We start from the raw sequence: 12,208 nt of genomic DNA on the forward strand, positions 1-12,208 counted from the left end.
GACGTCCAGGGCGTGGGGCACGTGGGACAGCTCCCGTGCTGCCGGGCGATGGCCGCGGGCCAGTCGCCGCGCTCCCGGTCGGGCGTCGCTCGCACCTCCCGGACCCGGTGGCCGACCGTCAGCCACACCCCGGCAGGGCAGCGGCCCGGGAGATGTCCGCACCGTGGGCCCGGAGCACCCGGGCGACCCCGGCCGACGAATCGGCGACACCGAGCCCGGGCCAGCCGTCGCGGACGGGGTCGGGCAGCGGACCGGCTGGTTCTCCCTTGACCTGCGCCTCCGCCGGTCGCGCCCCGGCCGAGGGTCAGCGCTTCCTGACCCCGTTGAGCAGGTAGTCGACGCGGGCGGCGGTGTTCTCCGGGTCGAGGGTGTCGGGTCCCATGATGAGGAGCCGGTAGTAGACCGGGCCGAAGAGCAGTTCGACGATGGTGCGGGTGGGGACGTCAGTACGCAGTTCGCCGGCCGCGACGGCCGTTTCGAGGCGCTCCTGCCAGCGCGCCATCCGGGGTTCGAAGTAGGTCCGGCGCAGTTCCTCGGCGAGGCGGGGGTCGCCCTGCGCGTCGGCGACCAGGCCGCGCCAGACGGTCCCGAGGTCCGTGCCGAGCAGGCGGACGACGGCCTGCGCGGTGGCTGTGATGTCGGCCTCGACGTCACCCGTGTCGGGCACCTGGGAGGCCGGCCCGGTGCGGGCGTTGAGCGCTTCGAGGACGACCGCGGCCCTGCTCGGCCACCAGCGGTAGATGGTCTGTTTCCCGACCCCGGCAGCCTGGGCGATGCCCTCGACGGTGACCTTTGCGTAGCCGTCGCGCAGGGCGAGTTCGAGGGCGGCGTCGAGGATCGCGCGGTGGGAGCGCTGGTTGCGCAGTTCCGGGTTCGGAGCAGGGGTCATGACCCGAATAATTCCACGAGTCGTCATGGAATCCGGTCGTCCAGCACCTGTAAGGCGAGACGTTCCGTATCGTCTTGACAAGATCCAACGGGCCGTGAACCATATGGCCCGAGACGAGACGTCGCGGATCGCCGCCGGGGGGCGGATATTTCCGATGGGGGATGGCATCGTGCTGGAAACGTTGGGTCTGACCGCCACCGCGGGCACCATCTACCAGGCGATGCTCGACCGCCCCGGCCAGGGCGTCGAAGGACTGGCGTCCGCCACCGGTCTCACACCGTCCCGGGTCCGCGACTGCCTCGACGAACTCGCCTCCTTCCTGCTCGTCCACCCGTCCAGCGAGCACCCCGGACAGATGCGCGCGGTCAGCCCCGAGATCGGCCTCGCCGACATGCTCGCCCGCCAGGAGGCCGAACTGGCTTCCCGGCAGGCCGCGTTGGCGGCTTCGCGGGCAGCGGTCACCCGGATTGTCGCCGACCGGGCCGACCGGCACTCCGGACACGGCGAGCGCCTCCTCGGCATGGACGCGATCCAGTCCCGCCTGGAGCAGATGGGTCACGCCGCCGGCGGCGAGATCCTCGGCGTCCACCCCGGTCCCGGCATGAGGCCGGAGGACCTCGCCGCGGGGCGCCCCGCCAACGCCGCGGCGATCGCGCGGGGCGTGACCATCAAGTCCCTCTACCAGGACGCCGTCCGCAACGACACGCACACCACCGCGTACGCCCACTGGCTGCTCGGCCTGGGCAGCGAGGTCCGTACCGCCCCCGTCATACCCCAGCGCCTCGTGGTCGTCGACCGAGCCCAGGCACTGGTGCCCATCGACCCGGCCGACACCCGCAAGGGCGCCTTGCACGTCACCGAACCCGGCATCCTCGGTGCCCTCCTGGACCTCTTCGAACAGGCCTGGTCCACCGCCGTCCCCCTCGGCGCATCGGGCCCCGGCGATCCCACCACCGGCCTCACCGGGATCGAACGCGAACTGCTCCGCCTGCTCGGCACCGGACTGACCGACGACGCCGCCGGCCAGCGGCTCGGCATCTCCTCCCGGACCGTCAGCCGCCTCATGTCCTCCATCATGGAACGCCTCGACGCCGCCAGCCGCTTCGAAGCAGGCATCAAGGCGGCCCAGAAGGGGTGGCTCTGACCGCGCCGGACACCCGCACGCACCGCAGCGACGACTGGAGGACGTCCGCCGGTCGACACCGCGGCCGTCCGCCTTCGCCGACCCGCGGCACCGCCCGCCACCGGCCAATGCCCACTCGAGGTGGACCGCGCCCGCCGCGGTGTGCGACTTCCCGGACCGGCCGGCCGCGACCATGCGGAGGCCGACCTACTCCTCGACCTGGGTCTCGGGGTCCACATGGTCGATGGATCCGAGCGCCAGGTCGATGTGGCCGTCCCGCAATGCCGGTCCCGCCTCCAACCAACCGCACAGCTCGGCCGGCCCGTCCGCTGCGAGCGGGCCGGCCGAGCTGTGCGGCCACCCCCGTCGGCTACTGCCTCAACGAGGAGTTCGTCCGGGGCATCGTCGAGATGAAGGGCGCCAAGGGCGGGGACTCGACGCCGGTGCCGCCCGCACCCCGGACACCACCCTCGCCCACCACGTTCGAGCAGTGGTGCGCGCAGACCCTCAAGCCCTCCGTCCTGGCCTGACCTCACGACCCGGAAGATGCCCTCCGACCACACCGGTCGGAGGGCATCGGCGCATCCAAAAACGGATGAATCGGAACACTTCGAGTGGTCGCATGTCCATGACCGGCTGTCGTGATGGCGCCAGGCGAGTTGGCGCCAGCGGGAAGACCTTCCGACTCGAGTGACGGGCGAGCAAGCTAGTGATCACCGGGAGGGAGCAACCCCGAACGGAAGCCGGACAATGCGTCAACCGCGGGACGCGACACCGGCGAAGACCACCACAGCCGTCCCACAGCACCGAAGGAATGTCGCCATGACCCGCACCCGCATCGCCCAGGCCATCGCGGTCGCCGCCCTCGCCCTGTCCGCGACCCTCGTTCCCGCCGCCGCCGCGACGGCCGACACCACGCCCACCGCCACCGTCTCGGCATCCACCCCCACGGTCTCGTCCGACAATCTCACCTGGGGCTGACCACGGGATGGACATCGTCTACGCCAGCCTGATGCGCCGCGGAACCACCGCGCCGTACGGGGCCGGCGAGGCGGCCGAGATCATCGACGCCCTCTGGGCCCACGCAGCCCACCACGACGGCCTCGAACACGCCAGCGCAAGCATCGAGCCCGACCGGGTCGATCTCCTGCTCTACCTGCTCAGCCGCACCCCGCCCGACCTCGCGGCCCCCACCGCCCTGCAGCGCGCGGCAGCCCTGCTCGCCCGTTGCCACCAGGCCTCGCCGCTCCTCCGCCGGCGCTACCTGCCACCCGCCCCACCGGCGGCCTCCATCCGCGCCCGGCGCTGAACCCGCGCCGCCCGCAAGGACGCCGCGCCTTCCCGCACTTCACGCGCCTCGCCATGCCGAGGCCTTCTCGCACACGCACTCACACCCAAGGAGCTCCGCCATGCCTTCCTCCAAGCTCGCCAAGCTGACCCGCACCGCCATCGCCACCGCCATCGCCGCCTCCGGCGTGATCGCCGGAGCGGCCTTCACCACCGGCACGGCACACGCCGCCTCCTCGGTGGACGGCCCGATCAGCCGCGACGAGGTGCTCAACCGAGCAAACGACTGGTACAACCGCCACATCCCGTACAACCAGAGTGCCTGGACCACCGACCTCGGCGGCAAGAACTACCGCCAGGACTGCTCCGGATTCATCTCCATGGCCTGGCACCTGAGCAACAGCGAAAACACGGACTCCCTGGATGTACGGTCGCTGACCACCCGGGTCGCGCTGGCCGACCTTCAGCCCGGAGACGCCCTCGACAACGACCCCCACGACAACATCATCCCGAGGACCGGCCACGTCATCCTCTTCGACCACTGGATCGACAAGTCCAGCGGACAGTTCGCTTACATCTCCGAAGCGAACTCCGACGACAACATGACCAAGGGCTCCGGCACCATCTCGGGGTACAGCTCCAGCGGGTACTTCGGCCTGCGCTACAACAACATCGTCGACGCCGCATGGCTGGCGGGTGACTACCCGGTGGCCGGCAACTGGGACGGCGGCGCGGCGGACAACGTGGGCGTCTGGCGCCCGTCGACCGGCGAGTTCCACCTGCGCAACGACGACGGCGGCATCACCAAGATCGCCTGGGGCCAGTACGGCGACATCCCCGTCTCCGGCAACTGGGACGGCGGCCCCGCCAACATCGGCATCTGGCGCCCCTCCACCGGCGAATTCCACCTCCGCATGGACAACGGCACCCTCACCAAGATCGCCTGGGGCCAGGCCGGCGACATCCCCGTCTCCGCCAACTGGGACGGCGGCAACGGCAACGCCGCCGGCAACGTCGGCATCTTCCGCCCCTCCACCGCCCAGTTCCAGCTCCGCAACGACGACGGCAGCAACACCCGCCTCGACTGGGGCCAGCCCCGCTGACCCGTCCGACTCCCCAACGGCGCCGCAAGGAACCCGGTTCCTTGCGGCGCCGCTCGTGCATCCCACCGAACCGGCCCGGCCCGGATATTCGATTGCGGGCACGGGCGCCGCAGTTCAGGCGCACCCGCGCAGTCCACCGGGAGGCCGAACCCGCCGGCGTCGACCTGATGGCGCGATCCCCCTTGGCGCCAGTGCTCTGACCGGGAAGGTTCGCCGCAAATGAAGAGAAATCGGAGAGTACGGCGACGGTGAGGATCGGAGTATTTTTCAGATCCCGGGAGAGACGTCTTTCGAACTTCGGACTGGCAGTCCGCCTACCTTCGGCAATTCAAGGGAATTCAACCCCCGGATCTCGGGCACGCGACGGTGAACACCGGGCGGCATGCGCAGACGCGCCCAGCGGGCCGGCGCCCGCGCGGGCGGCAGAACATGCTCCCGGCGACGGGCCGCCGGAGTACTGCGGCGGGGCGCCCGGGCAGGCGGCCCCGGAAGCAACGAGGGTGCGGCTCCACAGTCGGCCGGGTCGGAGCCGCACACATCGTCGCGGCTCAACCAGGCGATGGGGAAGCACAGTTCGGGAGGTTTCCGAGGGTCAGTCGTGCATCGCGGACCGTTCGGGCGGCCCCGGAAGAGTCGATCAAGTCGAAAGCGTTGACAGATCCGAACCGGTCCGGCAATTCTTGAGAGCGCTCTCACAAAGGTCTAGTCCTTTCCGGGCCCCGCAGTGCCGGGAAGCATGCACTCCCACCGACGACGCCGGCAACACCCCCTGGCCGGCCCGCCTCGGCATGCCCGCACCCAGCAGTTCATCCCCCACCCAGGAGGAGAGACACGTGCTCATGGCACGCAGAACCTTGGCTTCGTTCCTCGCCGCAGCCACCACCGCAGCAGGACTGACGGTGCTCGCCACCGCACCGGCAGCCCACGCCGCGGTACCCGACACGATCCCGCTGACCTTCACGAACAACTCCGGGCGCAGCGAGCCGCTGTACATCTACGACCTGGGCACCCAGCTGTCCTCGGGCCGTCAGGGCTGGGCCGACGGCAGCGGCACCTTCCACGCCTGGCCGGCCGGCGGCAACCCGCCGACCCCGGCGCCGGACGCGTCGATCGCCGGGCCGGCGAACGGTCAGAGCGCCACGATCCGGATCCCGAAGTTCTCCGGCCGCATCTACTTCTCCTTCGGTCAGAAGCTGGTCTTCAGCCTGACCACCGGGGGGCTCGTGCAGCCCGCCGTGCAGAACCCGAGCGATCCGAACCACAACATCCTGTTCGACTGGACCGAGTACACCCTCAACGACTCCGGGCTGTGGATCAACAGCACCCAGGTCGACATGTTCTCGCTCCCGTACACCGTCGGCGTCAAGGGCGGGGACGGGAGCACCAAGTCCACGGGCCAGTTGAAGACCGGCGGCTACGACGCCTTCTTCAACACCCTGAGGAACCAGCCCGGCGGATGGGCCGGCCTCATCCAGACGCGCTCGGACGGCACGGTGCTGCGCGCCGTCAACCCCGGCCACGGCATCGAGTCCGGCGCGCTGGCACCCAGCGTGATGGACGACTACGTCAACCGCGTGTGGTCGAAGTACAGCAGCTCGACCCTGACGGTCACACCCTTCACCGACCAGCCGAACACGAAGTACTTCGGACGGGTCTCAGGCAACGTCATGAACTTCACCAACAGCTCCGGCGCGGTCGTCACCTCCTTCCAGAAGCCCGACTCGGACAGCATCTTCGGCTGCTACAAGCTCCTGGACGCCCCCAACGACCTGGTTCGCGGCCCGATCTCCCGCACGCTGTGCGCCGGTTACAACCGCTCGACGCTGCTCACCAACCCCAACCAGCCCGACAGCAGTGCCGCGGGCTTCTACCAGGACGCGGTCACCAACCACTACGCCCGGGCCCTGCACGCGCAGATGGCCGACGGCAACGCCTACGCCTTCGCGTTCGACGACGTCGGCAACCACGAGTCGCTGGTCCACGACGGCAACCCGCAGTCGGCGTCCATCACGCTCGACCCGCTGAGCGGAGGCGGGGGCACCGGTCCCTCCGGGCCGGTGAACACCTCGGCCTGGTACAAGCTGGTCAACTCCAACTCGAACAAGTGCGTGGACGCCTCCGGCGCCGGGACGGCGAACGGGACCGCGCTGCTCCAGTGGACCTGCGGCGGTCAGGCCAACCAGCAGTGGCAGTTCAGCCCCACCGACAGTGGCTACTACGTGATCACCAACCGCAACTCCGCGGCCGGACAGCAGGTCATCGACGTCCCAGCCGGCTCGGGCGCCGACGGCACCGCCCTGGACACCTGGGCCCGGAACGGCGGCGCCAACCAGCAGTGGCTGCCGGTGGCGGAGCCCAACGGCCGCTATCACTTCGTCTCCCGCAACAGCGGCAAGTGCCTGGACATCACGGGCGCCTCGACCGCGGACGGCACCCTCGTGGAGCAGTGGACGTGCAACGGCGGGACCAACCAGTCGTTCCAGCTGGCCGCCGGCTGAGCACCCTGCCGGGGTCAGCGCGAGCGGAGACCTCACCCCTCCTGCGATCGTCACAGTGACGGTCGTACCGCCTGCCGCCTGTCCCGCCCAGCGTCTGCCGCGTTCGCCACCACCACATGCGGACGATGCCGTTGGCGGGACAGGTCGGCACTCAGCTTTGCCCCGCGACGTGGACACCCTGACACTTGGATCGTGTAGGTCCAGGAAGGGAAGTCCAGATCGGACGTCCGTCGAAGTATTCGGACGAGTTCGGGCGTGATGCTGTCGCGTTGTACGGAGCCTCGGGCGGCGGACGCACGTTCGCGGCGGTCGCGAAGAGATCGGGGTCAACCACGAGACCCTGCGGAACCGGGTGCGGGCCGCCGACGCCGAGACAGCGGCGCCCGCGCCGGCGCTGAACAACGGCGAGCGGGCCGAGCTCGCGCGGCTTCGCAAGGCCGAGTGCGAGTGGCAGGTCGAGAAGGAGATCCTGTACCGGGCGGCCGCGAATTTCGCGCGGGAGATGAAGTGAGGGCCCGCCGCTGGGACTTCGTCTCCACCCGCCGGGCCGAGTTCGGCGTCCAGCGGTTGTACGAGTCCCGGGCATCGCCCGCTCCGGTTACCACGCCTGGCAGGCCGGCACTCGGGCGCGTGCCGACCGGGCGGCGGCCGAGGCCGCGTCGGTGGGTGAGATCCGCGAGGTCCACCGGGAGACGCGGGGTGCCTACGGGGTGCCGAGGGTGCACGCGGAACTGCGGGCCCAGGGGCAGGTGGTCAACCGTACGCGGATAGCCCGGCTGATGCGCGAGCACGGCATCATCGGCCGTCACCTGCGCAAACGCTGCCGAACTACCGTCCGGGGCAGGAACGCGCCACCGGCGCCGTACCGGATCGAACGCGACGTCACCGCGGGCAGGCCGGATGTCCGGTGGGTCGGCGACATCACGTATCTGCCGGTCGGCGGCTCGTGGATGTACCTGGCCAGCGTCATCGACCTGCACTCGCGCCGGCTCGTGGGCTGGTCGATGGCCGACCATGTGCGCACCCGGCTGGTCGCCGACGCTCTGGAGGCCGCGGTGCGACCCGCGGTGGCCGGGCCGACGGCGTGATCCTCCACTCGGACAGGGGCGATCACGTCGCTCATCAGGTGCTCTTCCTTGATCGGGAGATGCACCGGTCACCGTACAGACCCACGCCCACGGCCAATGATCGTGTTACGAGTTCATGCGGATAGGCGCGACGACGTCTTCCCGTCCCGTTGTCCCAGGGGAAACGTCATCGCGGACAGGCTGTTCGCGAGCTCGCGTCCCGAGCCCCCGTGGCCGTACGCCGGCCGCCCATCGGGCGGCCGGCGGACGGACTTTCGTGCGGTCAGCCGGTGGCGGGGACGGTGTCGGTGAAGGTGGTGCCGGCGGTGCGGTAACCGGCGACCTTCGCGGAGACCTGGGCCGGGGTGAGGACCTGGTCCTTGACGAAGTAGACGTAGTCGACCTGCTGGTCGTACGAGCGCGGCGTGTTGGAGTACTGGCCGTTGAGGTCGATCAGCCAGTGGTTGAAGTCGATCCACTGCGGCGTCTCGGGCAGGTAGGGCTCGCCGTGGGTGGCGGTGACCTGGCCGTCGATGTAGTAGGTGATGCTGTTGTTGTCGACGGTCAGGAGCAGGTCGTGCCAGCCGTCGTAGGACTGCCGCTGCTGGCCGTGGGCGTTGACGGCGTTCCACGGGTCCGGGTTGTACGTTTCCCAGGAGGTCTCGTACATGATGTTGCCCTGCTCGCCCCAACCACCGTTGGGCAGGTACTCGAAGTCCTGCTCGCTGTAGTTCGGGTCCATCGGGGCGTTGAGCGGGGTGAAGGTGAAGAACGTCTGGTTGACGTGGTCACCGTCCGGACCGCTGGTGGGGGCGTCGGCGAACTTGACCCGGGCCGCGTAGGTGCCGTTCTTGAACTTGCGCGCGGTGGTCTGGATCTCGGTCTCCTTGGTGCCGGAGGCCGTGCCGTCGGTGGTCAGGCGCAGGTTGAGCACCTTGTTGCCGCCGACGGTGGGGAAGGTGACGTCCGCCGGGGACCAGGTGGCACCGGAGACGCCGGGGCCGCCCTGGCCGGACTTGACGGTCCAGCCGTGCTGCTGGATCGCCGCGTCGGAGCTGGTGTTGTAGGAGAAGTCGTCGAACAGCGCGGGGGCGTTCGGGTCGACCGGCGGGGTGGAGGTCGTGCCGGTCGGCGACGGGGACGAGGTGGGGCCGGTCGGGGTCGGCGACGGCGAAGGGGTGTTGCCGGCCGGGGCGGTGCCCCAGATCAGCGTGCCGTTCTCCTGCGCGGTGACCTTGGCAGCGTCGGCGTAGGAGGTCTGGGTGGCGCTGAAGGAGTAGTCGTCGGACTGGGTGAGGGTCTGCCAGTCGGCGCGGTAGAAGCGCAGCTGTATGTCGCCGGTGGACTGGCCGGGGGCGAGCGAGCCGGCGCCGGAGGTGAAGCCGATCTCCAGGTAGCGGTCGGCGGTGGCGGTGGGGTTGGCCAGCGTGCCGAAGGTGCCGGTGATGTTGGCGCAGCCCTTGACCGCCCAGGAGCAGGCGAAGCGGTACGTGACGTTCGGGCCGTCGGACTTGAAGTAGTACCGCAGGGTCACGGTGCTCAGCGGCACGGTGGTGCTGCCGGTGTTGGTGACCTGCAGCCACGGCTCGGACTGGTCGGCGGTGGCACCGCTGGCGCTGGTGCGGTACTGGACGCTGACCGCGTCGGTCGCGGCGGACGCCGGTGCGACCGTCAGGACCGCGGCGGCGAGACCGGCTGCCGCGGCGAGCGCGACGGCGGATCCGAGCCGGGAGTTGGAGCGAGATCGTGCGGACACGTGAATCCCTTTCCGTGGGGGTGGCGTCGTCGGCTGGAGCCGACGGGCCGGGGACCTGTGGTGCAGGGTGGTGCAGGGTGCCGTCGGCCGATGCCGTCGGCACCCGGTCTCAGGGCCGGTGCGCGTGGTGGACGCCGAGGGCGGCCAGCCGCGGACGGTGGCGGGTGAGGGCGGGCAGGAAGTCGCGGGTGTAGTCGCTGGCCGGGTTCCACGCGCGGTCGGCGATGGCGCACAGCCGCGGGTAGACCAGGTAGTCGAAGTGCTCGGCGGTGGTGACGAACTCGGTCCACAGCTGGGCCTGGGTGCCGAGCACCTTGGCCTGTTCGGCCTCGCCCCAGTGGTCGGGGGCGGGCTCGTTGGCGTGCGCCGTGGGCAGGTCGACGACGAACTTGGCCTGGCCGAGCGGCTCGTCGGAGGCGTCGGACTGCGGGTAGTCGAGATAGGTGGAGCGGTGCGGCGCCATCACGATGTCGTGGCCGTACCGGGCGGCGTCCAGGCCGTGGTCGGCGTCGCGCCAGGGCATCACGGTGAACTCCACCGGCAGCGCGCCGCCGCCCTGGTACTCGGCCCAGCAGATCGGGCGGCGGCCGTTGGCCATCAGGTGGGCGCCGACCTGGCCGAGGAACCAGCCGTGCAGGTGGGCCGGGGTGGTCAGGCCGAGTTCGGTGGCGCGGGCGATGGCGGCGGGGCTGGTCTCCCACTCGGTGGTGGGGCACTCGTCCCCGCCGAGGTGGATGTACCGGGACGGGAAGACGTCCATGACCTCGTCGAGCACGGTACGGCAGAAGTCCAGCACCTCGTCGTGGACGGCGAGAATGTTCTCACAGACGCCCCACTCGGTCCACACGTCCAGCTGCCGCTCGGGGTGGTTGCCGAGGTGCGGGTAGGCGGCGAGCGCGGCCCGAACGTGCCCGGGCATCTCGATCTCCGGCACCACCCGCACGCCGCGTTCGGCAGCGTACGCCACCAGGTGGCGCAGTTCGGCCTTGGTGTAGGAGCCGCCGTGCGGAAGGTCGTCGAAGCGGTCGGAGCCGGCCTGACCGAGCATCGAGCGGGCCCGGACCGATCCGACCTCGGTGAGCAGGGGGTAGGCGTCGACCGGCATCCGCCAGCCCTGATCGTCGGTGAGGTGCAGGTGCAGGACGTTGAGTTTGTGAAGGGCGAGCCGGTCGACGGTGCGCAGCAGGAGGTCGAGCGGCTGGAAGTGCCGGGCGACGTCGACCATGACGCCGCGCCAGGGGTGCCGGGGGCGGTCGGCGATCTCCACGCAGGGCAGCGTCCATTCGACGCCCTCGACGCGGTGGTCCAGTAGGGCCTCGGGCGGCAGGAGTTGGCGCAGGCTCTGCACCGCGTGCCGCAGGCCGGCCGGGCGGGCGGCGGTGAGCAGGACCCGTTCGGGGGTGACGCTCAGCCGGTAGCCCTCGGCCCCTTCGACGGTGGGGTCGAGGGCGAGGACCACGGTGCCGTCGGGTGAGTCGGGCAGCGGGAGTCCGGTGGCGGGGGCGAGCAGGGTGCGCAGCAGGTCGGCGACGGACGTGGCCTCACCGGGGGCGCGGACGGCCGTGCGCTCGGTGAGCACGAAGCGTCCGGCAGCGGGGACGACCTCGACCGGGGTCGGCAGAATCATGGTGTTCTTTCCAGAGAGGGGCGAATTCAGCCCTTGACGGCGCCGGCGGTCATGCCGGTGGTGACCTTGTTCTGCAGGAACAGGAAGACGATCAGGACAGGGAGCATGAACAGGCTCGCGGCGGCCATGGTGGCGCCCCAGTCGGTGCCGAAGACGTTGGCGAAGGAGGAGAGCCAGACCGGCAGGGTGCGGGCGTCCTGGTTCTTGATGATCAGGGTGTTGGCGAACGCGAACTCGTTCCAGGCGGTGATGAACCCGAACAGCGAGGTGGACAGGAGGCCCGGGGCGAGCAGCGGGAAGGTGATCCGGCGGAAGGCCTGCGGCCTGGTGCAGCCGTCGACCAGGGCGGCTTCCTCCAGCTCGGCGGGGACGGCGGCGAGGAAGCCGCGCAGGGTGACGATGGTGAACGGCAGGGTGGTCATGAAGTAGACCAGGGTGAGCATGCTGAGGCTGTCGAGCATGTCGGTGTCGCGGGCGATCACGTACATGGGGATCAGCAGCGCCTCCCACGGGGCCATCTGGGCGATGAACACCAGCAGGATGAAAGCCCGGCGTCCACGCCAGCGCATCCGGCCCACCGCGAAGGCGGCGAGCAGCGCGACGACCAGGGCGAGGAGGACGGCGCCGAGGGTGACGTACAGGCTGTTGCGCCAGTAGGTACCGAAGCCGGGGGCGGAGACGGCAGTGGCGAAGTGGTCGAGGGTGGGGTGCAGCGGGAGGAAGGTCGGGGTTTCGGACTGGATCTCGGTGGTCGGCTTGAAGGCGGTGATCACCATCCAGTAGACCGGGAAGGCCGAGGTGACGAGGATGGCGAGCCCGGCGAGGTTCAGCGGGGCGCGGCGCAGTCTGCGCAGGGCG

General features: G+C 70.4%; 12 protein-coding genes and 1 pseudogene. 9 read left to right on the top strand and 4 right to left on the bottom strand.

Features of this window, described 5'->3' with window-relative positions:
* Positions 1-304 precede the first annotated feature (304 nt).
* Complete coding sequence (locus ACFTWP_RS32700) at positions 305-889, bottom strand: TetR/AcrR family transcriptional regulator (protein ID WP_380268597.1); 585 nt, start codon at positions 887-889, stop codon at positions 305-307.
* A gap of 169 nt (positions 890-1,058) precedes the next feature.
* Between ACFTWP_RS32700 and ACFTWP_RS32705 the strand changes: the two genes are divergently transcribed.
* From ACFTWP_RS32705 to ACFTWP_RS32745, 9 genes and pseudogenes are all read left to right on the top strand, one after another.
* Positions 1,059-2,033 carry a LuxR C-terminal-related transcriptional regulator gene (locus ACFTWP_RS32705; RefSeq protein ID WP_380268598.1) on the top strand — a complete coding sequence of 325 codons (975 nt, stop codon included), beginning with the start codon at positions 1,059-1,061 and terminating at the stop codon, positions 2,031-2,033.
* 260 nt (positions 2,034-2,293) lie between these two features.
* Complete coding sequence (locus ACFTWP_RS32710) at positions 2,294-2,542, top strand: hypothetical protein (RefSeq protein WP_380268599.1); 249 nt, start codon at positions 2,294-2,296, stop codon at positions 2,540-2,542.
* A gap of 292 nt (positions 2,543-2,834) precedes the next feature.
* Positions 2,835-2,993 (top strand): hypothetical protein, encoded by a 159-nt coding sequence (locus ACFTWP_RS32715; protein WP_380268600.1) that lies wholly within the window; start codon positions 2,835-2,837, stop codon positions 2,991-2,993.
* A gap of 7 nt (positions 2,994-3,000) precedes the next feature.
* Positions 3,001-3,321 (top strand): hypothetical protein, encoded by a 321-nt coding sequence (locus tag ACFTWP_RS32720; RefSeq protein ID WP_380268601.1) that lies wholly within the window; start codon positions 3,001-3,003, stop codon positions 3,319-3,321.
* Between the two features lie 100 nt (positions 3,322-3,421).
* Positions 3,422-4,402: a hypothetical protein gene (locus ACFTWP_RS32725; RefSeq protein WP_380268602.1), complete on the top strand. Its 981-nt coding sequence runs from the start codon at positions 3,422-3,424 to the stop codon at positions 4,400-4,402.
* Positions 4,403-5,241: 839 nt separating this feature from the next.
* Positions 5,242-6,429, top strand: a pseudogene (locus tag ACFTWP_RS32730) (glycoside hydrolase family 64 protein); the annotation flags it as partial.
* A gap of 30 nt (positions 6,430-6,459) precedes the next feature.
* On the top strand, positions 6,460-6,900 hold the full coding sequence (locus ACFTWP_RS32735) for an RICIN domain-containing protein (RefSeq protein WP_380268618.1): 441 nt from the start codon (positions 6,460-6,462) through the stop codon (positions 6,898-6,900).
* 352 nt (positions 6,901-7,252) lie between these two features.
* Entirely contained in the window at positions 7,253-7,411 is a 159-nt protein-coding gene (locus tag ACFTWP_RS32740; protein WP_380268603.1) for a hypothetical protein, read from the top strand.
* Positions 7,412-7,421: 10 nt separating this feature from the next.
* Positions 7,422-7,988, top strand: a complete 567-nt coding sequence (locus ACFTWP_RS32745; protein ID WP_380268619.1) for an IS3 family transposase — start codon at positions 7,422-7,424, stop codon at positions 7,986-7,988.
* 262 nt (positions 7,989-8,250) lie between these two features.
* On the opposite strand, the gene ACFTWP_RS32750 is transcribed toward ACFTWP_RS32745, so the two are convergent.
* The 3 genes from ACFTWP_RS32750 to ACFTWP_RS32760 all read right to left on the bottom strand — a co-directional run bounded on the left by ACFTWP_RS32750 (position 8,251) and on the right by ACFTWP_RS32760 (position 12,126).
* A complete protein-coding gene (locus tag ACFTWP_RS32750; protein WP_380268604.1) occupies positions 8,251-9,723 on the bottom strand; it encodes a cellulose binding domain-containing protein in 1,473 nt (490 codons plus the stop codon).
* A gap of 109 nt (positions 9,724-9,832) precedes the next feature.
* The gene (locus tag ACFTWP_RS32755) at positions 9,833-11,350 is read right to left on the bottom strand and encodes a beta-N-acetylhexosaminidase (RefSeq protein WP_380268605.1); all 1,518 of its coding nucleotides are present in this window, start codon (positions 11,348-11,350) and stop codon (positions 9,833-9,835) included.
* A gap of 26 nt (positions 11,351-11,376) precedes the next feature.
* Positions 11,377-12,126 (bottom strand): carbohydrate ABC transporter permease, encoded by a 750-nt coding sequence (locus ACFTWP_RS32760; RefSeq protein WP_380268620.1) that lies wholly within the window; start codon positions 12,124-12,126, stop codon positions 11,377-11,379.
* Between the last annotated feature and the right edge of the window lie 82 nt (positions 12,127-12,208).

The organism is Kitasatospora sp. NPDC057015 (assembly GCF_042673745.1).
Lineage (GTDB): Bacteria > Actinomycetota > Actinomycetes > Streptomycetales > Streptomycetaceae > Kitasatospora.